At 59.5% G+C, this 19,316-nt stretch carries 19 protein-coding genes and 2 tRNA genes; 14 read left to right on the top strand and 7 right to left on the bottom strand.

What is annotated here, in order from left to right:
* Positions 1–87 precede the first annotated feature (87 nt).
* The 4 genes from carA (at position 88) to FAY22_RS10460 (ending at position 5,497) form a co-directional block, all read left to right on the top strand.
* Complete coding sequence (gene carA, locus FAY22_RS10475) at positions 88–1,242, top strand: glutamine-hydrolyzing carbamoyl-phosphate synthase small subunit (protein ID WP_146330144.1); 1,155 nt, start codon at positions 88–90, stop codon at positions 1,240–1,242.
* A complete protein-coding gene (gene carB, locus FAY22_RS10470) occupies positions 1,235–4,465 on the top strand; it encodes a carbamoyl-phosphate synthase large subunit (RefSeq protein ID WP_146330143.1) in 3,231 nt (1,076 codons plus the stop codon). Before carA ends, carB begins: the two co-directional genes overlap by 8 nt.
* A gap of 99 nt (positions 4,466–4,564) precedes the next feature.
* On the top strand, positions 4,565–5,041 hold the full coding sequence (gene greA / locus FAY22_RS10465; RefSeq protein WP_146330142.1) for a transcription elongation factor GreA: 477 nt from the start codon (positions 4,565–4,567) through the stop codon (positions 5,039–5,041).
* Between the two features lie 6 nt (positions 5,042–5,047).
* Positions 5,048–5,497, top strand: coding sequence for a DUF4149 domain-containing protein (locus FAY22_RS10460; RefSeq protein ID WP_146330141.1), 450 nt, complete (start codon positions 5,048–5,050; stop codon positions 5,495–5,497).
* 4 nt (positions 5,498–5,501) lie between these two features.
* Here the strand turns inward: FAY22_RS10460 and FAY22_RS10455 are convergent, their stop codons facing one another.
* Complete coding sequence (locus FAY22_RS10455) at positions 5,502–5,963, bottom strand: YhbY family RNA-binding protein (protein ID WP_146330140.1); 462 nt, start codon at positions 5,961–5,963, stop codon at positions 5,502–5,504.
* A 36-nt stretch (positions 5,964–5,999) separates the two neighbouring features.
* Here FAY22_RS10455 and FAY22_RS10450 point away from each other — a divergent pair, with 36 nt between their 5' ends.
* From FAY22_RS10450 to FAY22_RS10420, 7 genes are all read left to right on the top strand, one after another.
* Positions 6,000–6,644, top strand: coding sequence for an RlmE family RNA methyltransferase (locus tag FAY22_RS10450; protein WP_146330139.1), 645 nt, complete (start codon positions 6,000–6,002; stop codon positions 6,642–6,644).
* Positions 6,645–6,780: 136 nt separating this feature from the next.
* Positions 6,781–8,667, top strand: coding sequence for an ATP-dependent zinc metalloprotease FtsH (gene ftsH / locus FAY22_RS10445; protein WP_146330138.1), 1,887 nt, complete (start codon positions 6,781–6,783; stop codon positions 8,665–8,667).
* A 133-nt stretch (positions 8,668–8,800) separates the two neighbouring features.
* Complete coding sequence (folP, locus tag FAY22_RS10440; RefSeq protein ID WP_146330137.1) at positions 8,801–9,649, top strand: dihydropteroate synthase; 849 nt, start codon at positions 8,801–8,803, stop codon at positions 9,647–9,649.
* A 12-nt stretch (positions 9,650–9,661) separates the two neighbouring features.
* The gene (gene glmM / locus FAY22_RS10435) at positions 9,662–10,999 is read left to right on the top strand and encodes a phosphoglucosamine mutase (protein ID WP_146330136.1); all 1,338 of its coding nucleotides are present in this window, start codon (positions 9,662–9,664) and stop codon (positions 10,997–10,999) included.
* A 136-nt stretch (positions 11,000–11,135) separates the two neighbouring features.
* A tRNA-Pro gene (locus tag FAY22_RS10430) sits at positions 11,136–11,212 on the top strand.
* A 313-nt stretch (positions 11,213–11,525) separates the two neighbouring features.
* Positions 11,526–11,602, top strand: a tRNA-Arg gene (locus tag FAY22_RS10425).
* Between the two features lie 277 nt (positions 11,603–11,879).
* On the top strand, positions 11,880–12,251 hold the full coding sequence (locus FAY22_RS10420) for an HPF/RaiA family ribosome-associated protein (protein ID WP_146330135.1): 372 nt from the start codon (positions 11,880–11,882) through the stop codon (positions 12,249–12,251).
* A 23-nt stretch (positions 12,252–12,274) separates the two neighbouring features.
* On the opposite strand, the gene FAY22_RS10415 is transcribed toward FAY22_RS10420, so the two are convergent.
* On the bottom strand, positions 12,275–12,841 hold the full coding sequence (locus FAY22_RS10415; RefSeq protein ID WP_146330134.1) for a hypothetical protein: 567 nt from the start codon (positions 12,839–12,841) through the stop codon (positions 12,275–12,277).
* A 37-nt stretch (positions 12,842–12,878) separates the two neighbouring features.
* Here FAY22_RS10415 and rnk point away from each other — a divergent pair, with 37 nt between their 5' ends.
* On the top strand, positions 12,879–13,295 hold the full coding sequence (gene rnk / locus FAY22_RS10410; protein WP_146330133.1) for a nucleoside diphosphate kinase regulator: 417 nt from the start codon (positions 12,879–12,881) through the stop codon (positions 13,293–13,295).
* Between the two features lie 254 nt (positions 13,296–13,549).
* Positions 13,550–14,536 (top strand): C45 family peptidase, encoded by a 987-nt coding sequence (locus FAY22_RS10405; protein ID WP_168204819.1) that lies wholly within the window; start codon positions 13,550–13,552, stop codon positions 14,534–14,536.
* A 19-nt stretch (positions 14,537–14,555) separates the two neighbouring features.
* Here the strand turns inward: FAY22_RS10405 and FAY22_RS10400 are convergent, their stop codons facing one another.
* From FAY22_RS10400 to wrbA, 4 genes are read right to left on the bottom strand one after another with little or no spacing between them, the layout of a single operon-like run.
* Complete coding sequence (locus FAY22_RS10400; protein ID WP_146330131.1) at positions 14,556–14,981, bottom strand: DUF4124 domain-containing protein; 426 nt, start codon at positions 14,979–14,981, stop codon at positions 14,556–14,558.
* Positions 14,978–16,390 carry an FAD-binding oxidoreductase gene (locus FAY22_RS10395; protein ID WP_146330130.1) on the bottom strand — a complete coding sequence of 471 codons (1,413 nt, stop codon included), beginning with the start codon at positions 16,388–16,390 and terminating at the stop codon, positions 14,978–14,980. Before FAY22_RS10395 ends, FAY22_RS10400 begins: the two co-directional genes overlap by 4 nt.
* A complete protein-coding gene (locus FAY22_RS10390; protein WP_146330129.1) occupies positions 16,387–16,779 on the bottom strand; it encodes a DUF2069 domain-containing protein in 393 nt (130 codons plus the stop codon). Before FAY22_RS10390 ends, FAY22_RS10395 begins: the two co-directional genes overlap by 4 nt.
* A 3-nt stretch (positions 16,780–16,782) precedes the next feature.
* Positions 16,783–17,382 (bottom strand): NAD(P)H:quinone oxidoreductase, encoded by a 600-nt coding sequence (gene wrbA / locus FAY22_RS10385; RefSeq protein WP_146330128.1) that lies wholly within the window; start codon positions 17,380–17,382, stop codon positions 16,783–16,785.
* Between the two features lie 68 nt (positions 17,383–17,450).
* On the opposite strand from wrbA, the gene FAY22_RS10380 reads away from it, so the two are divergent.
* Positions 17,451–18,761 carry a YihY family inner membrane protein gene (locus FAY22_RS10380; protein ID WP_146330127.1) on the top strand — a complete coding sequence of 437 codons (1,311 nt, stop codon included), beginning with the start codon at positions 17,451–17,453 and terminating at the stop codon, positions 18,759–18,761.
* Positions 18,762–18,849: 88 nt separating this feature from the next.
* Here FAY22_RS10380 and ssb read toward each other — a convergent pair whose 3' ends face one another.
* Entirely contained in the window at positions 18,850–19,296 is a 447-nt protein-coding gene (ssb, locus tag FAY22_RS10375) for a single-stranded DNA-binding protein (protein ID WP_305778384.1), read from the bottom strand.
* Between the last annotated feature and the right edge of the window lie 20 nt (positions 19,297–19,316).

The raw sequence follows: 19,316 nt of genomic DNA, 5'->3' as shown, positions 1-19,316 counted from the left end.
AAAGACCCACAGCACCCTAACGCATGCCGTTCGGTTGACGGTCGTTCTGGCGCGGCGCAGCGGCGGTAACAATCTCAGGAGTTACCCTTGCTGCCATTTTTTTCTGGCCAATCAGTTCCGGCCATCCTAGCGCTTGCAGACGGGTCGATTTTCCAGGGTTTTTCCATCGGTGCTTCCGGTCATACGATCGGCGAAGTCGTGTTCAACACGGCCATCACCGGCTATCAGGAAATCCTGACCGACCCCAGTTACTGCCGTCAGATCGTCACCTTGACCTATCCGCATATCGGCAACGTCGGCATCAATGAAGAAGACGTCGAAGCGAGCAAGATCCATGCGGCTGGCCTGATCATCAAGGATCTGCCGCTGTTGGCGTCGAACTTCCGCTCCACGCAAAGCCTGTCGGATTACCTGAAATCCCAGAACGTGGTCGGCATCGCCGGCATCGATACCCGCAAGCTGACGCGCATCCTGCGCGAAAAAGGCGCGCAGAACGGCGCGATCCTGGCGGGCGAAGCGGCCAACGCCGAAGAGGCGCTGGCGCTGGCGAAATCGTTCCCCGGCCTGGCCGGCATGGACCTGGCCAAGGTCGTATCCACCGCCAAGCCGTACGTGTGGAGCGAGACCGAATGGTCGCTGGGCTCTGGCTACGGCCAGCAGGCTAATCCAAAATTCCACGTCGTGGCCTTCGACTACGGCGTAAAGTACAACATCCTGCGCATGCTTGCCGCGCGCGGTTGCAAGGTGACCGTGCTGCCGGCTCAGGCGTCGGCAGCCGACGCGCTCGCGCTGAACCCGGACGGCATCTTCCTGTCCAACGGTCCCGGCGACCCGGAGCCGTGCGACTACGCGATCGCGGCGACGAAGGAACTGATCGAGCGCGGCATTCCGACTTTCGGCATCTGCCTCGGCCACCAGATCATGGCGCTGGCCTCCGGCGCGAAGACGCTCAAGATGAAGTTCGGCCATCACGGCGCAAACCATCCGGTGCAGGATCTCGACACCAAACAGGTGATGATTACCTCGCAAAACCACGGTTTCGCGGTGGACCAGGAAACACTGCCGGCCAACTGCCGCGTCACCCATGTGTCGCTGTTCGACGGTTCGCTGCAGGGCTTCGCGCGCACCGACAAACCCGCATTCTGCTTCCAGGGCCACCCCGAGGCGTCGCCCGGACCGCACGACATCGCCCCCCTGTTCGATCGCTTCGTGGCGATGATGGAGAAACACAAAAATGCCTAAGCGCACAGACATCAAAAGCATCCTGATCATTGGCGCCGGCCCGATCATCATCGGCCAGGCGTGCGAATTCGACTACTCCGGCGCGCAGGCCTGCAAGGCATTGCGCGAAGAGGGCTACAAGGTCATCCTGGTCAACAGCAATCCGGCGACCATCATGACCGACCCGGAAATGGCCGACGTCACCTACATCGAGCCGATCACCTGGCAGGTGGTGGAGCGCATCATCGCCAAGGAGCGTCCGGATGCGATCCTGCCGACCATGGGCGGCCAGACCGCGCTGAACTGCGCGCTCGACCTGAGCCGCAACGGCGTGCTCGACAAGTACAAGTGCGAACTGATCGGCGCCACCCCGGAAGCGATCGACAAGGCCGAAGACCGCTCCAAGTTCAAGGCAGCGATGACCAAGATCGGCCTGGGCTCGGCCCGCTCGGGCGTGTCGCACACGATGGAAGAATCGTGGGCGGTGCAGCGCGAAATCGGCTTCCCGGTCATCATCCGCCCGTCGTTCACGATGGGCGGCACCGGTGGCGGCATCGCGTACAACCCGGAAGAATTCGAAACCATCTGCAAGCGCGGCCTGGAAGCGTCGCCGACCTCGGAACTGCTGATCGAGGAATCCCTGATCGGCTGGAAAGAGTACGAGATGGAAGTGGTGCGCGACAAGAAGGACAACTGCATCATCGTTTGCTCGATCGAAAACCTCGATCCGATGGGCGTGCATACCGGCGACTCGATCACCGTTGCTCCTGCTCAGACGCTGACCGACAAGGAATACCAGATCATGCGCAACGCCTCGCTGGCGGTGCTGCGCGAGATCGGCGTGGACACAGGCGGCTCCAACGTGCAGTTCGCGGTCAATCCGGCCGATGGCCGCATGATAGTGATCGAGATGAACCCGCGCGTGTCGCGTTCGTCCGCGCTGGCGTCGAAGGCGACCGGCTTCCCGATCGCGAAAGTCGCCGCGAAACTCGCGGTCGGCTTCACGCTGGATGAATTGCGCAACGAAATCACTGGTGGCGCCACGCCGGCTTCGTTCGAGCCCTCCATCGACTATGTCGTGACCAAGGTGCCGCGTTTCGCATTCGAAAAATTCCCGCAGGCCGACAGCCACCTGACCACCCAGATGAAATCGGTGGGCGAGGTGATGGCGATCGGCCGCACCTTCCAGGAATCGTTCCAGAAGGCGCTGCGCGGCCTGGAAGTCGGCGTCGACGGCATGAACGAAAAGACCACCGACCGCGAAACCATCGAAGAGCAGCTGGGCGAGCCCGGTCCGGAACGCATCTGGTACGTCGGCGACGCGTTCGCAAAGGGTTTTTCGCTGGAAGAGGTGCATCAGCTCACGCACATCGACCCGTGGTTCCTGGTGCAGATCAAGGAAATCGTCGACATCGAATTGTGGCTGGAAAAGCAGAAGCTCGAAGATCTCGACAAGGCAATGCTGTTCAAGCTGAAGCAGAAGGGTTTTGCCGACCGTCGACTGGCCAAGCTGTTGAAGACGACCGACAAGGAAGTGCGCAACCGCCGCCGCGAATTCAACGTGCGCCCGGTGTACAAGCGCGTCGACACTTGCGCCGGCGAATTCGCGACCAATACGGCCTACATGTACTCGACCTATGATGAAGAGTGCGAGTCGCAGCCGACCGGCAAGAAGAAGATCATGGTGCTGGGCGGCGGTCCGAACCGCATCGGGCAGGGCATCGAATTCGACTATTGCTGCGTGCACGCGGCACTGGCGATGCGCGAAGACGGCTACGAGACCATCATGGTCAACTGCAACCCGGAGACGGTATCGACCGACTACGACACCTCCGACCGCCTGTACTTCGAGCCGCTGACGCTGGAAGATGTGCTGGAAATCGTCGACAAGGAAAAACCGTACGGCGTGATCGTGCAGTATGGCGGCCAGACGCCGCTGAAGCTGGCGCTCGATCTGGAAGCGAATGGCGTGCCCATCGTCGGCACCTCGCCCGACATGATCGATGCCGCCGAAGACCGCGAGCGTTTCCAGAAGCTGCTGCAGGACCTGGGCCTGCGTCAGCCGCCGAACCGCACGGCGCGCACCGAGGAAGAAGCATTGAAGCTGGCGCAGGAAATCGGCTACCCGCTGGTGGTGCGCCCCTCCTACGTGCTGGGCGGCCGTGCGATGGAAATCGTGCACGAGCAGCGCGACCTGGAGCGCTACATGCGCGAAGCGGTGAAGGTCTCGAACGATTCGCCGGTGCTGCTCGACCGCTTCCTGAACGATGCGATCGAAGTCGACGTCGACTGCCTGTCGGACGGCCAGCGCACTTTCATCGGCGGCGTGATGGAACACATCGAACAGGCTGGCGTGCACTCGGGCGACTCCGCCTGCTCGCTGCCGCCGTATTCGCTGTCGCCGGAAACGATCGCCGAACTGAAGCGTCAGACCGCGCTGATGGCCAAGGGCCTGAACGTGGTCGGCCTGATGAACGTGCAGTTCGCTATCCAGCAGCAGGAAATCGACGGCAAGCTGCAGGATGTGGTGTTCGTTCTGGAAGTGAACCCGCGTGCCTCGCGCACCGTGCCGTACGTGTCGAAGGCGACCGGGCTGCAGCTAGCGAAGATCGCCGCGCGCTGCATGGTCGGCCAGTCGCTCGACAGCCAGGGCGTCAAGGACGAAGTGGTGCCTTCGTACTACAGCGTGAAAGAAGCCGTATTCCCGTTCAATAAGTTCCCGGGCGTCGATACCATCCTCGGCCCGGAAATGAAATCGACCGGCGAAGTAATGGGCGTGGGCAAGACCTTCGGCGAAGCCTTCGTCAAGTCGCAGCTGGGTGCAGGCGTGAAGCTACCGAAATCAGGCAAGGTTTTCTTGAGCGTCAAGAACAGCGACAAGCCGCGCGCAGTGCAGGTGGCGAAAGACTTGGCCGGGCTCGGTTTCACGTTGGTCGCGACCAGGGGAACCGCAGCAGCAATCAGCGCGGCCGGCATTCCGGTTACCGCCGTCAACAAGGTGGTGGAGGGGCGTCCGCACGTGGTTGATATGATCAAGAACAACGAGATTGTCATGGTCATCAACACCGTCGAGGAAAAGCGCACGGCAATCGCCGATTCGCGCGCCATTCGTACCTCGGCGCTGCTGGCGCGGGCCACCACGTACACGACGATTGCCGGTGCGGAGGCGGCAGTCGAAGGCATGCGGCATCTTGATGAGTTGCATGTCTACGATTTACAAGGCCTGCATAAAACCTTACACTAACCCGATAATTTAATCTCGCCACAGAGGTCACAAACGGTACCGGGTTCTTCCCGGCACTATTTGTGACCTCTGTGGTTTTCATTTGATCAATAGAAAAGCATGAGCACAGTTCCTATTACCAAGCGCGGTGCAGAACTCTTGAAGGAAGAGCTGCATCGCCTGAAGACCAAAGATCGCCCGGCAGTCATCAATGCGATTTCCGAGGCGCGCGCGCAGGGCGACCTGTCCGAAAATGCCGAGTACGATGCGGCGAAAGAGCGCCAGGCCTTTATCGAAGGGCGCATCGCCGAACTCGAAGGCAAGTTGAGCGCGGCGCAAATCATCGACCCTGCGGTGCTGGATGCGGAAGGCCGCATCGTGTTTGCCTCGACCGTCGACCTGGAAGACCTCGAGTCCGGCCAGAAGGTCACCTACCAGATCGTCGGCGAGGACGAAGCCGACCTGAAAGAGAAGAAAGTGTCGATCACTTCCCCGATCGCTCGCGCGTTGATCGGCAAATACGCCGGTGATGTGGTCGAAGTGAATGCACCTTCCGGCGTGCGTGAATACGAAGTTCTCGAAGTCCGTTATATCTGATCTGCCATGCTCGCCGCACCTGCCCGCCTGCTGATCGCAACCCTGTGGGCTGGCAGCCTGTGGACGATCGGCTATCTGGTGGCGCCGACCTTGTTTGCGACGCTCGACGACAAGGTGCTGGCCGGTTCGATTGCGGGCAGCCTGTTTCGCATCGAAGCATGGCTGTCGGTATTTTGCGCCACCGTTTTGCTTGCTCTCGCCGCTGGCATGACGGGTCCGCATAGCGGCAAGCCGGGGCGGAGACTATCGTGGATCGTCGCCGGCATGCTGGCTTGCACGGTGATTGGATATTTCGGTCTCCATCCGTACATGGCCGCCCTCAAGGAGGCGGTCGGTCCCGGAGGAGTCATGGCAGCTGACGCCAGAACGCAGTTCGGCATCCTGCACGGCATTTCAAGCGCTTTCTACCTTGTTCAGAGCCTGCTGGCTATCGCGCTTGTTCTGGCCGTGCGGTAGAAGCTTAAGTCGATTTCTTGCTGCTGGTCTGGCGCGGCTTGGCGCGTTTGATCAGGCCGCCGGCGGTTACCCGCTCGTTACCTTTTAACACTACCTTTGTGACGGTAGGGCGCTTTGTGCCGCTCGGGCTGGGCTTGACGATAGTGACTTCGCGCAGGCCCTTGCCGCGTTTTTCGCTGCGTTCCTTTTGTGCTTCTTTTTTCGGACGGTAGAGCACCAGCAGCTTTCCGATATGCTGGATGGGAGCGGCGCCGAGCTGCTCGCAGATGGTTCCATACATTTCGATGCGCGCATCGCGGTCGTCGCCGGCTACGCGGACCTTGATCAGGCCGTGCGCATTCAGGCTGCCATCGATTTCCTTGAGCACGGCGGGCGTCAGTCCGGCGTCGCCGACGATGACCACCGGGTTGAGCGCGTGGGCCTCGGAGCGAAGCGCGCTGCGCTCCGCAGGGGTGAGTTTTAACATAATCAATAAATCCTTCAAAAGCGGTATTCTACGCGAATGGCAAAGAACAAATTCAACAAAAACTGGCTGAACGACCATATCAACGACCCTTACGTGAAGCTGGCGCAGAAGGAGGGCTATCGAGCCCGTGCCGCCTACAAGCTGAAAGAGATCGACGAGAGCGAAAAGCTGATCAAGCCGGGGCAGATCATCGTGGACCTGGGATGCGCTCCCGGCAGCTGGTCGCAATACTTGCGCAACAAGCTGGCAGGGAAGGAGGGCGGCGGCATCAACGGCACCATCATCGGCCTGGACATGCTGCCGATGGACCCGATCGCCGACGTCCATTTCATCCAAGGCGACTTCCGTGAACAGGACGTGCTGGAGCAACTGGAGGCAGTGGTGGGCGGCCGCAAGGTGGACCTGGTATTGTCCGACATGGCTCCCAACCTGTCCGGCGTGGCCGTGACCGATGCGGCCCGCGTCGAACATATCATTGATCTGGCCATAGAATTCGCGCAGGCCCACATGAAACCTTCCGGCGCCTTGCTCGTCAAATGCTTCAACGGGACGGGCTATACCCAACTGGTGGAAAAGTTCAGGCAGGAATTCAAGACCGTTGTGTCCAAGAAGCCCAAAGCCAGCAGGGATAAATCGTCAGAAGTCTTTTTGCTCGGCAAAGTGCTCAAAAACCCCTCTTAAAGCCACGTTATTTACTTGATAACCCTTGAATTTCAGGGTCTTAGCCGCACATGCAGCCTAGCAAGCGCTGATTAATGCGGGTAGAATCAATTTTACAAGTCTTGTAAATAGGCGCGCCTGCGTCTAAGGAGTCCTAGTGAACAACATGTTTTCCAAGGCCGCCATCTGGGTGGTCATCGCCTTGGTGCTCTTTACCGTCTTTAAGCAGTTCGACGGCCGAACTCTGGCCGGCGGCGCGCAGCAGGTGGCATATTCGGATTTCCTCGACGAAGTCAAGTCCAAGCATATCAAGGAAGCCACCATCGAGGATCGGACCATCGTGGCGACAACCACGGAAGGCAAGAAGGTCAAGACCGCCGTTACCTATCTCGACCGCGGCCTGATCGGCGACTTGGTGAACAACAATGTCAAGTTCGACGTCAAGCAGCCTGAGGAACAATCCTTCCTCTCGCAAGTATTCATTTCCTGGTTCCCGATGTTGCTCCTGATCGGCGTCTGGGTGTTCTTCATGCGCCAGATGCAGGGCGGTGGCAAGGGCGGCGCCTTCTCGTTCGGCCGCTCCAAGGCGCGCATGCTCGATGAGGCAAGCAATACCGTGACCTTTGCCGATGTTGCCGGCTGCGACGAAGCGAAAGAAGAAGTGCAGGAGCTGGTCGATTTCCTGCGCGACCCGACCAAATTCCAGAAGCTGGGCGGTCGTATTCCGCGCGGCGTGTTGATGGTCGGTCCACCGGGAACCGGCAAAACCCTTCTCGCGCGTGCCATCGCCGGCGAGGCGAAGGTCCCGTTCTTCACGATTTCCGGCTCGGATTTCGTTGAAATGTTTGTCGGCGTAGGTGCCTCGCGCGTGCGCGACATGTTTGAAAATGCAAAGAAGCATTCCCCTTGCATCATCTTCATCGATGAAATCGACGCGGTCGGCCGCCATCGCGGCGCCGGCATGGGCGGTGGCAACGACGAGCGCGAACAGACGCTGAACCAGTTGCTGGTGGAAATGGATGGTTTCGAAGCTAATTCCGGCGTGATCGTGATCGCAGCAACCAACCGTGCCGATGTGCTGGACAAGGCATTGCTGCGTCCGGGCCGCTTCGACCGCCAGGTGATGGTCGGTCTGCCCGATATTCGCGGCCGCGAGCAGATTTTGTACGTCCACATGCGCAAGGTGCCGATCGCGCCGGACGTCAAGGCAGACATTCTGGCCCGTGGCACACCGGGCTTTTCCGGTGCCGATCTGGCCAACTTGGTGAATGAAGCCGCATTGTTCGCTGCGCGCCGTAATAAGCGCCTGGTGGAAATGCAGGATTTCGAAGATGCCAAGGACAAGATCGTGATGGGTCCGGAGCGCAAATCCGCCGTCATGCGCGAGGAAGAGCGTCGCAATACGGCCTACCATGAATCCGGCCATGCAGTGGTTGCCAAATTGCTGCCGAAAGCAGACCCGGTGCATAAAGTGACAATCATGCCGCGCGGCTATGCCCTTGGTCTGACTTGGCAATTGCCCGAGCATGACCGTGTGAACATGTACAAAGACAAGATGCTGGAAGAGATCGCGATCCTGTTTGGTGGCCGGATCGCCGAAGAGATATTCATGCATCAGATGTCTACCGGCGCGTCGAATGACTTTGAGCGCGCAACCAAACTTGCGCGCGCCATGGTTACCCGCTATGGCATGTCGGAAACCATGGGGACCATGGTGTACGAAGATAGCGAGCAGGATGCCTACTTCGGCCGTATGACAGCGAAGACCGTGTCGGAAGCGACGCAGCAAAAGGTCGACAATGAAATTCGCCTGATTCTTGATGCGCAATATGCGTTGTCACGCAAATTGCTGGAAGAAAATCAGGATAAGGTCGAAACCATGGCCAAGGCTTTGCTCGAATGGGAAACCCTCGATGCCGAGCAAATCAACGACATCATGGAGGGCCATGAGCCGCGTCCGCCCAAAGCGGGCGTCCCGACCAAACGATCCGCGTCGGACAGTACATCTGGAGGCGTCTCTCCCAACGCGACGGCGCCGGCCTGATTTCGCCGCTAATCGGAAGTAATGGAAAAAGGGTGGGGAATGATCCCCACCCTTTTTTTATGGGATGCATTCTTCGCTGATCAGCACGATAATGTGTGCGCGCCGATGCGCGGACAATTTACTCAAACAGGAAATGACCACTCAGAAGTTGCAATGCGGGCGTTACCGCTTTTCTCTTGGCGGCGATGCTCCAACCCTAGTGATGGGGATCCTCAACGTAACGCCAGATTCCTTTTCGGACGGGGGGCAATTCCAGTCGCTGGATCTGGCGTTAACGCATGCCGAGCAAATGATTGCGGAAGGCGTCGATATTATCGATATCGGCGGCGAGTCAACCCGTCCTGGTTCGCAACCCTTGCCACTTGACGAAGAGTTGCGCCGGGTAATGCCAGTGATCTATGCGCTTCGCGATTGCGGCAAGCCTTTGTCGATTGATACCTACAAGCCGGAGGTCATGCGCGAGGCAGTGGCTGCAGGCGTTGACATGATCAATGACATTAATGGATTCAGGGCTAATGACGCGTTGAGTGTCGTCAAGGAAAGTGATTGTGCGCTTTGTATCATGCATATGCAGAAAGAGCCTCTGACGATGCAGATGCAGCCTCAGTATGAAAGCGTCACAGACGAAGTTCTCTCGTTCTTGCGCGAACGAATCCGGACTGCGGAGGACGCAGGCATTGCGCGCGAGCGGTTATGCGTCGATCCCGGCTTTGGGTTTGGCAAGACGTTGGTGCATAACCTTGCCCTTTTGAGAGATACACAAAGGATTTCCGATGATTTGGGCTTGCCGGTGCTGGCGGGCCTGTCACGTAAATCGATGATAGGCGCGATTACCGGCAGACCGGTGGAGCAGCGCCTGGCCGGTACGCTTGCAGCGAACTTGGCAGCCGTAGCCCATGGCGCGAGGATTGTGCGCGTTCATGACGTGGCGGCAACAGTGGATGCAATCAAGGTCTGGCGTGCGATTCACGATTTCAACTAGGGATATTAAAGAATGACACGAAAATATTTCGGCACGGACGGCGTGCGAGGGCGGGTGGGCAGCCTTCCGATTACACCCGATTTCGTCATGCGGCTCGGCTATGCGGCCGGCAAGGTGCTGGCCAAGGTGGAAACGACGACGGCGAATCCGGTCGTATTGATTGGCAAAGACACGCGCATTTCCGGCTACATGCTGGAAGCGGCGCTTGAAGCCGGATTTGCGGCGGCCGGCGTCGACGTGATGCTGGCCGGCCCGATGCCGACGCCAGCGATCGCTTATCTGACCCGTGCTTTGCGCCTGTCGGCAGGCGTCGTCATTTCTGCATCTCATAATCCTTACGACGACAACGGCATCAAGTTTTTTTCTGCGTCGGGCAACAAGCTGCCTGACGCGGTGGAGGCCGAGATCGAGGCTGCGCTGGATCAGCCGATAGAATGCGTGGGTTCGGAAAAGCTGGGCAAGGCCAAGCGCCTGTCCGATGCGCAGGGGCGGTATATCGAGTTCTGCAAGAGCACTTTCCCTAACGAGTTGGACTTGCGCGGCCTGAAGATCGTGGTCGACTGCGCTCACGGCGCCGCTTACCACATCGCGCCCGATGTGTTCCATGAACTTGGGGCAGATGTGATCGCTATCGGCAATGCGCCGAACGGACTCAATATTAATGATGGCGTTGGCGCGACCGCACCGGCAGCCTTGTCGGCCGCGGTCAAGGAGCATGATGCCGATCTCGGTATCGCGCTCGATGGTGATGCCGACCGCTTGCTGATGGTGGACGCGACCGGCCGGGTTTATAACGGTGACGAATTGCTCTACGTGATGGCCAAGGACCGGATGCATGGCGGACCGGTTGCCGGGGTGGTCGGCACCCTGATGACCAACATGGCGCTGGAAGTCGCCTTCAAGCAGATGGGCATCGGCTTTGCCCGCGCCAAGGTTGGGGATCGATACGTACTCGAGGTGTTGCAGGAGCGGGGATGGCTGATCGGCGGGGAGGGTTCGGGGCACCTGCTTTTCCTGGATAAGCATACTACCGGCGATGGCATCGTTTCGGCGCTGCAGGTGTTGTCGGCGCTAAAGCGCAGCGGCAAGACGCTGGCAGAGGCGACTGCCGAACTCGTGCTGTATCCGCAAAGCCTGATCAATGTGAAGGTCGCTCCGGGCTTTGACTGGCAAAAGAACATGGCGGTCGTCGCTGAAAAGGAAGTGGTCGAAGCTGAACTGGGCGACAACGGCCGTGTGCTGATCCGCGCATCCGGCACCGAACCGCTAATCCGCGTGATGGTGGAGGCCGCAAACGCGGAAACGGCGCAACGAATGGCGCGTCGCATCGTAGACAAACTGGAGGTGTGAAAGGCGGCCGACGCAGCGGATGCGCCGGCCGTTGATAAGCAGGAGGGGCGTAGTGACAGTCGCTCCTGCTTTTATTTTTCGGGCGCGGCAGTTATAAATTGACCTCGGCCGCGGGGAACTGTATGATGCGTGCTCTCGGGGCGTAGCGCAGCCTGGTAGCGCACCTGATTTGGGATCAGGTGGTCGGACGTTCGAATCGTCTCGCCCCGACCAGAATTTGCCGCAGAGGTGCGGCCACAGCAGTTTATCCTTCCTCCTCTCCGTTCGACATCTTCGATTTCTCCTGAATGCGCTGCCTGAACGGTGTCGATGGTTTTTCGCCATGCGCGGATGTCAGCAATCGACAAACTGAAGCAGCTGATGTTGGACAACAAACTGCGACTGGCCGTTGAAACACTCGTCCATTAGATGTAATATCCGCAAGCCCTGCCGGCGCGGCATCCTTTCCGCTCGTTGCAAGGTGGCGGCCATGCACTTTTGTTGTGGCCGCGTGTAGTTAAGTATTATATTTCGGTAATTCTCCCCTCCGTCCTTAGCTCAGTTGGATAGAGCAACGGCCTTCTAAGCCGTAGGTCACACGTTCGAATCGTGTAGGACGGGCCATCTCGCCTTTTCCCCATCACTGATTCAATCGGCAGGAAAAGAGCCTACCCTCGGTGGCGCTCGCAACGCCTGCTCACGCTTGTTCCGGCCACGGCCTGTTTCATGGCGAGGGCGACACCGTCAAGTCATCCTGCGGGTCCCGGAGAACGAATGCACTGTCCTGTTTTTCGGAACCTGACGTCAGGTAAATGCATCTTTTGCCACTTCGTTTTCTATGGAACCATGGAGCTGCGGTTTGAACAAGACCGCGTCACATGTTCCGTAAGAGGAGGTCTTCATGCAGGTTCATTTCATGGCGAGCGAATTCGAATTAACCCCGTCGCTTCGGGATCATCTCGCACGCCGCTTGCGTTTTGCATTCATCTCGCTCCAAAACAAGATCCAATCCATATCGGTACGCCTGCGGGATCTGAACGGTCCCAAAGGGGGGCGTGACATGCTGTGCCAGGTGGCCGTTGTCATCCCCGGACGCCCGACAGTGCTGATCAAGGACGTTCAGGAAGACATGTATGCGGCGATCGATAGCGCATTCAAGCGGGCGTCCTACAGGGCGAGCCAGATGATTACGCGCCAGCGTGACGTCATGCGCGGGATTCGCGGAAACACGAATCGCGGCACGCCTGATTCCGTTCAACAGCGGGAGGCTTAAGAACTATCTCCCATCGGGCGGCGTCAACGCTTGACGATGTGCATTTGATTCCAAAGCGGTGCCATCACCGGTGTTTTCGCCTTTGATCCATGTCCGTGCCCCTGAGCTAGGGCTGCACGGGCAACTGTTTTTTCTTCAAGAAGCATGTGTTTCATGTATTTGATCAGCCAGGCAAGCGCCAGCTTGCGAGCAATGTGGTAGGGCGCGGAGCGCACAGGCGCGCTTGGCTGCTGATCGTCTTTGTCGTCGAAATCGTTATTGCTGCGACGATCCTGATCGCTGACTAGCCGAAAGTGAACAACGCCTTCCATTTCACGAATTGCTATTGTCCGCCCCTGGACGAGGGGGCGTTGTCTGTTGTCGAGCCTCTGGATTTCATTTTTCCTTACTGGGCATCGAATGGATATTCGTTCCCGGATATCCGTCATGCGTGCTTGCCTGCGCGAGGCCGCGCCCGTCTCTTTGGAGCTCGGTGAACGGCTGGAATATCCGCAAGGTTCTGCCCGCCCTCCCGAGCCTCCATCATTTGAATCCTGAATGCCTTGCTGGCGCCAATGCGGCGCCGGGCGATCGATCAACCTGGCGGCCATGTGCGCGCCAGTCGTGCACTAATTACCGGAAAATACCATGATGATGAAACCTCGCATTACCGTGTCCGAGCAGGACCTGGAGCAACTCGAATCGCTGCTGGATATGTTGCCGGTATCGGCTGCCAATTGCAGGTCGGCGCTGCTCGCGGAACTCGACCGGGCCGATATCGTCGACTTGAGCGACATCCCGCATTCAGTGGTGACGATGAATTCGACCGTCCGGTTCGAGATCGATTCTCCGAGGGAGGAGTTCTGCCTGACGCTCACTTACCCCAGTGAGACAGGCAATACTCCGGATACGATTTCAGTGCTTACGCCGATTGGCACCGCGCTTCTGGGAATGTTCGTGGGGAGTGAAATCGAATGGCCTCGCCCTGACGGAAAGCTGGTCAAGGTGCGCATATTGGATGTGGTGCGCCACCCCGAGCATGCTGGTAAGCAGGAAATATCCTAGAAATACCGGGTATCGCATGATGGCGCAGGCTGGATTTTTGCGCCGGAAGGAGGAGAATGAAGATTCAGCCGCGCGTTTTATCGCGAGCGGATCGACAGCTGTACAGCAACGTCGTCGTTCGCGTGCCGATGCTACGACGCCTGCTTATCATCTGAGATACATTGATTCGAGCAATGCAATCACGTTTGCCAGTCAGGATTGCCGGTTCTCCGCTGGAGATCGGGAGGGCGCTTGGGCGCCTCGCACATCCTGCGATGAGCAAGGTGATCGTTCACACCGATGCATGGAAAAAACTGCTGAAATGGCGCGGCGATTCGGCGCTCGTGCGGCGCATGGAGGCGACCAGGGATTTGTTCCCGGATCTCTGGCAGGAAATCCATGGCCTCAGTCTGGGCCTGGATATGGAAGTACAAGACGTCTTCCTCTGGAATTGCAGGGCCGATTTGATGCCCGATGCCATCGCTAGTAGCATGTCTATTGCAGTCAATAGACTGACAAGCCGTTCCATCCTGTACGTGCTGCAGCAGAATGGCTTACCGGGCGAACACGTTTCGCTGGTCGAAGTGAATCCTTCCGGAAAACCAGGCTTCCTTGGGCTATGCCATCCTGGTTGTGTTCCGGGCTCTACCATTGCCTTTACGCGCGACGGGTTGCTACAGGCGGTCAATGACTTGCCCTGCGAATGGGACGATGACGGCATCCCCAGCGCGCTGATCGGCCGTGCCGTCCTTGGCGCGGAATCGCTGGCGGATGCAATCGACGGCGTGACCCAATGTCCACGCTCGGGGTGTGCTCATCACATCCTCGCATCCGCACACGAGTTCATCATGTTGAGTATCGAAGCTGCCGGCGCTCATCGTTCCGTTCTGCCGGTGTCGAGCAAGTACATGCACGGCAATGCCCCGGAGCATCGCGCTACAGGGGCGGTACGGCATGAAGCCAAGGACCGGAGGCAGCCGGATTATGTCCGGGTAAGCGGGTTCCTGAACAGCATGCCGGACCATCCAGCGGACGACGAAGTGCTCGAACTCTTTGGGAGATTGAGCCAGGGAAAATCCTGCGATGGACCGGGCGGTGTGACGCCGTTGTTATCCGAGGAAGCGTCGGCGGTTGCACTGGTGCAAGCAAACGAGGGCGCAATTGGCCTTCGCTTATGCCTTCGCTCGCAGGGCCAAGTCCACGAGCTGAATGTCGAGTGGCCGTTTGCGGGGAGTCAAGGACGGCCTGAGCGCGAAGCGTAAAGGGCCTGCCGGGTGCAGCCTACTTCGGGCATTCTCCGTCGTACTGTTCCACCAGGCGGTGGGCTTTTCGTTGAGCTTTGTCTGCCGATCGGCCGCGCGCCAAGCGGGAATCCTCTTCAGCCCATTTGACGCGGCGCGCCAAGGTGTCGCATTTTTTCTTGCGGCTTGCCATTGCATGGGCGATACGCGCCTGCTCCTTTTCTTCTTTGGCTTCGCGCTTGTGCCTGTCGCTTTCCAGGCGTCGCAACTCGCTTTTTTCCTGCGCCAGCCGCAGCCTTGCGTCCGCCGCATCGGTGGCGGGCACGGCGATGTCCAGTTGCCGGCCGCCGGCACAGACCATGTCACTGTAGCTGATCTTGCCGCCTTCCTCGCACCGGTATACAGCCAATGCGGGTAGCGAGCACGACAACAGGCAAAGCGCCGTCAGCGCGCGGCGCGCCATCATGGCTGGATTACCTTTCCCGGATTCATCAGGCCCTGCGGGTCGAGCGCCTGCTTCAGTGTCTGCATCAGCTTCATTTCCACCTCTGACTTGTAGTGCCGGATCTCGTCGCGCTTTAACGCGCCAAGGCCGTGTTCCGCCGAGATCGAGCCGCCGAAGCGATGCACGCTGTCATGCACCACGCGGTTGACGGCCGCTTGCCTTGCAATGAATGCGTCGGGTGCTTCGTCTTCCGGCGGCGACACGTTGTAATGCAGGTTGCCGTCGCCGAGGTGGCCGAAGGTCACCATGCGGCATTTCGGGAAGGCTTGCTGCAGCAGCGCGTCCGTAGAGCGGATGAATTCACCGATACGCGAAATCGGCACCGATACGTCGTGCTTGATATTCTTGCCTTCCTCGGCTTGGGCTAGCGGAATATGTTCGCGCAGGTTCCACAAGGCTTTCGATTGCGCGATCGATGATGCTACCGCGGCATCCTGGATGACACTTTGCTCCAGCGCATCCGTAATCAAGCTTTCCAGCATCGCATTCGCATGCGCTTCGGATTCGCTGTCCGACAGTTCCAGCAGCACGTACTGCGGATAATTCTGCGGAAATGGCAGGCGTAGGTGGGGGAAATGCTTGGCGACCAGCTTCAGGCAGAAATCGGACATCAGTTCGAATCCGGTGAGCGCCGCACCACAGGTATCCTGCGCCAGCGTCAGCAGGCGCAGGGCGTCATCCGGCGTCTGCATGGCGGCGAGTGCCGTCAATTGCGCCCGCGGCTGGGGAAACAGCTTGAGCACGGCGGCGGTGATGATGCCGAGCGTGCCTTCCGCGCCGATGAACAGGTCGCGCAAATCGTAACCGGTGTTGTCCTTGCGCAGCCCGCGCAACCCATCCCAGATCTCGCCCTGCGGCGTGACGACTTCCAGCCCGAGGCAGAGCTCGCGCGTGTTGCCATATCGAAGGACGGCCGTGCCGCCGGCATTGGTCGAGAGATTGCCGCCGATGGTGCAGCTGCCTTCGGCTGCCAGCGACAGGGGAAACAGGCGGCTGGCTTCCGCGGCGGCATTTTGCACCTGTTCCAGGATGCAGCCCGATTCGACGGTCATCGTATTGTTGACGGTATCGACCGTGCGAATGCGATTGAGCCTGGTCAGCGACAGGATGATCGCCGTGCCGCTGTCGTCCGGGACGCTGCCGAGCACAAGACCGGTGTTGCCGCCTTGCGGCACGATCGGCACGCGAAATTCGTTGCATAGCCGTACGACGGCCGCGACCTCGGCGGTCGACCCGGGCTTGACGACGGCCAGCGCCTTGCCCGTGAACCGGCGGCGCCAGTCGGTCAGGAAGGCCGCCGTATCATTGGGGGCGGTCAGCACATGACTGGTTCCGACGGTTCCACGGCAACGGTCCAGGAAATCGTTCATTTCGATGCCTTCTGTATGGCCTGCTGCGCCAGCCTCTTGGCCGCCTGCTTGTAAGGACGCAGATAAAAGATGACGCAAACGAAGAAGACACATACCAGTCCGACCTCGATCCACCCCAGATTGGCCGACACGCCCTTGTCGCTGGTGGCGCGCACGACGCCTTCAGCCAGGTAAAGCAGGATCAGCATCGACGACCACTGCATCGTGTAGATGTTGCGCTTCAATACGCCGCGCAAGGGCAGCAGCAGCGGCACGACTTTCAGGACCATCCACGAGCCGCCCGGGCGCAGCGGCGCAAGCGCCAGCTCCCAGGCCACGCACAAGGCGATCAGCAGCGTGAGGCTGATGACGGCACCGGCATAACAGGTCTTTTGCATGGGGTTTTGCATTGGTCACATTCCTTTCAGCTTGAGCGCGGTTTGCGCCAGTCGCTTCCCGAGGGCGACCGTCAATGATTTGGTGTCGTCGGAGACGGCATGCGTTCCGTTCGGCCCCGACCAGTGGCTGGCGCCGTAAGGGGTGCCGCCGGTGGTCGTGGTCATCAGTTCCGGGCAGGTATAGGGAAGGCCCATCAGCATCATCCCGTGATGCATGAGCGGAAGCATCATCGACAGCAAGGTCGATTCCTGGCCGCCATGCAGGCTGCCGGTGGATGTGAAAACGCAGGCCGGTTTGCCGCTCAATGCACCGGACAGCCATTGCGCCGACGTGCTGTCCCAAAAGTATTTCAGCGGAGCGGCCATGTTGCCGAAGCGGGTAGGAGAGCCGAGCGCCAGGCCCGCGCATTGTTCCAGGTCCTGCAGCTCCACGTAGGGAGCGCCATGTTCCGGAATCGCCGGCTCCGTCGCTTCGGTCACGGGGGATACCGCCGGCACCGTGCGCAGCCGCGCGTCGCAGCCGGGAACGCTTTCCACGCCTTGCGCGATCAGCTCCGCCATCCGCCGCGTGGCGCCGCGCCGGGAATAATAGAGGACGAGAATGGTGAGATTCATGCTTGGTATTATAGTGGCACTCAATCATCGCAACGCCTCGGCAACCGCACCGCACAACCATTCAACGCATGCTTCGATTTGACCATCCGCTACTTCGCCAGTTGCCTCTCGACGACGCTCGCGGCTTGCTGCGCTTCGCGCGCCGCCGGCTGGACGAGGAACGCTTGCCGCAGGTGGCCGGCAGCCTGACGTTTACCACCGTATTGGCGCTGGTGCCGATGCTGACAATCGCGTTCGCGATTTTCACTACGTTCCCGCTGTTCAATACGTTTCGCGCATCGCTGGAAGCGTATTTCATCAAGAGCCTGATGCCGAAGACGATTTCCAACACGATACTCGGCTACCTGAGCCAGTTCGCCTCCAAGGCGACGCGCCTGTCTGCCATCGGCGCGGTCGGCCTGATCGTGACGGCGGTGGCGACCATGCTGACGATCGACCGGGCATTCAACCAGATCTGGCGCGTCAAGCGGGCGCGCACCTTCACGCAGCGGATGGTGATCTACTGGACCATGATCACGCTCGGCCCGCTGCTGATCGGCGTGTCGATTACGGTGACGTCGTACCTGATCGCCGCGGCCAACGGCCTGGTCGGCAGCTCCTCGTTTTTCGGTACCTTGTTGTACACGTCAATATCAGTCCTGCTGACGACGGGAGCATTTACGCTGCTCTATATTGCAGTGCCGAATCGCCAGGTTGACTGGCGCGATGCCGTCGCGGGCGGGTTTCTTGCCGCCACCGTCTTTGAAATCGCCAAGCGCATTTTCGTGGTGTTCGTCACCAAGATTCCGGCTTACACCATGATCTATGGCGCGCTGGCCGCATTGCCGATCTTCCTGTTATGGGTCTATGTTTCCTGGATGATTACGCTGATGGGCGCGGTGCTGGTCGCGGCGCTGCCGGTGGTGAAGTATGAGCGCTGGTGGCATGTGGCTACGCCCGGCAGCGCCTTCATCGACGCGATGGCCATCCTGAAAGTCTTGTACGCGGCCAGGGAAGGCGGCACAACGGCGGCGGTCGATGCCGGTGCCATCCGCACAAGCACGCGGCTGGGGTATGACGAGTCGGAAATGCTACTGATGAGCATGCTGGAAGCGGGCTGGGTAGGCCGCATCAGGACGGAGCACGTGAAGCGCGCCCAGTTCGGCAAGCGCATTACCGAAGGGCTGTTCAAGTGGACCCTGCTGGCCAATCCGCAGCAGCTGAGATTGTGCGACGTCTATCGTTTATTCGTTTTTAACAAGACCGGCGATATGGACTTGGCGGAAAAAGTCGAAACAGCCGTCGAACGGGGGCTGAACCAGACACTGGCCGGCTATTTCACCACTGGGGACGTGGCAGCCGGAGCTTCTGTGGACGTTACAGCGACGCGCGCAGGGTAAGCGGCCGCAGGTCTCTCACCCGCTCGCCTGTCAGGAAGCAGGCTGGCGACTGAGAGATCTGGTCAAGGCAAGGCTCGGGGCCGACTGATCAGAATGGAATGGCGTCGTCCTCGTATTCATAACGCGCATGCGACTGGCGGGCGTGTTGCGGCGCCGCCGGTGCGGATGCGTTGTCTTCATTGCCGGTATCGCTGGTCGCAGGGCGCGCGCCGAGCATGCGCATGTCGTCGGCAATGATTTCCGTCGTATAGCGGTCGATGTCATCCTTGCCGGTCCACTTGCGGGTCTGCAGTCGCCCTTCGAGGTAGACCAGCGAACCTTTTTTCAGATACTGGCCGGCGATCTCGGCGAGTTTGCGATATAGCACGACGCGGTGCCATTCGGTCGCTTCCTTCTTTTCACCGCTAGCCTTGTCCTTCCAGGTCTCGGTCGTCGCCACCGCGAGATGGGCGACGGCGTCGCCGGCGGCGGTGGAGCGCATTTCCGGATCATGCCCGAGATAGCCGATCAGGGTGACTTTGTTCAGTGTTGCCATAGCAATCTCCTCGCTGGAAG

It is taken from the genome of Noviherbaspirillum sp. UKPF54, from assembly GCF_007874125.1.
Taxonomy (GTDB): domain Bacteria; phylum Pseudomonadota; class Gammaproteobacteria; order Burkholderiales; family Burkholderiaceae_D; genus Noviherbaspirillum.
The sequence above is the reverse complement of the archived record's forward strand: the minus strand, read 5'-3'. Positions and strand labels throughout refer to the sequence as shown.

Bases quoted from the DNA above. Each gene is read 5' to 3' on its own strand.
- FAY22_RS10415 (WP_146330134.1), bottom strand. From the start codon at position 12,841: ATGGCCGCCAGGTTGATCGATCGCCCGGCGCCGCATTGGCGCCAGCAA.
- FAY22_RS10455 (WP_146330140.1), bottom strand. From the start codon at position 5,963: ATGTTAAAACTCACCCCTGCGGAGCGCAGCGCGCTTCGCTCCGAGGCC.
- wrbA (WP_146330128.1), bottom strand. From the start codon at position 17,382: ATGAATCTCACCATTCTCGTCCTCTATTATTCCCGGCGCGGCGCCACG.
- folP (WP_146330137.1), top strand. From the start codon at position 8,801: ATGACCACTCAGAAGTTGCAATGCGGGCGTTACCGCTTTTCTCTTGGC.
- greA (WP_146330142.1), top strand. From the start codon at position 4,565: ATGAGCACAGTTCCTATTACCAAGCGCGGTGCAGAACTCTTGAAGGAA.
- FAY22_RS10395 (WP_146330130.1), bottom strand. From the start codon at position 16,390: ATGAACGATTTCCTGGACCGTTGCCGTGGAACCGTCGGAACCAGTCAT.
- FAY22_RS10405 (WP_168204819.1), top strand. From the start codon at position 13,550: ATGAGCAAGGTGATCGTTCACACCGATGCATGGAAAAAACTGCTGAAA.
- rnk (WP_146330133.1), top strand. From the start codon at position 12,879: ATGATGATGAAACCTCGCATTACCGTGTCCGAGCAGGACCTGGAGCAA.
- FAY22_RS10460 (WP_146330141.1), top strand. From the start codon at position 5,048: ATGCTCGCCGCACCTGCCCGCCTGCTGATCGCAACCCTGTGGGCTGGC.
- ssb (WP_305778384.1), bottom strand. From the start codon at position 19,296: ATGGCAACACTGAACAAAGTCACCCTGATCGGCTATCTCGGGCATGAT.
- FAY22_RS10450 (WP_146330139.1), top strand. From the start codon at position 6,000: ATGGCAAAGAACAAATTCAACAAAAACTGGCTGAACGACCATATCAAC.
- FAY22_RS10400 (WP_146330131.1), bottom strand. From the start codon at position 14,981: ATGATGGCGCGCCGCGCGCTGACGGCGCTTTGCCTGTTGTCGTGCTCG.
- FAY22_RS10390 (WP_146330129.1), bottom strand. From the start codon at position 16,779: ATGCAAAACCCCATGCAAAAGACCTGTTATGCCGGTGCCGTCATCAGC.
- FAY22_RS10420 (WP_146330135.1), top strand. From the start codon at position 11,880: ATGCAGGTTCATTTCATGGCGAGCGAATTCGAATTAACCCCGTCGCTT.
- carB (WP_146330143.1), top strand. From the start codon at position 1,235: ATGCCTAAGCGCACAGACATCAAAAGCATCCTGATCATTGGCGCCGGC.
- glmM (WP_146330136.1), top strand. From the start codon at position 9,662: ATGACACGAAAATATTTCGGCACGGACGGCGTGCGAGGGCGGGTGGGC.
- FAY22_RS10380 (WP_146330127.1), top strand. From the start codon at position 17,451: ATGCTTCGATTTGACCATCCGCTACTTCGCCAGTTGCCTCTCGACGAC.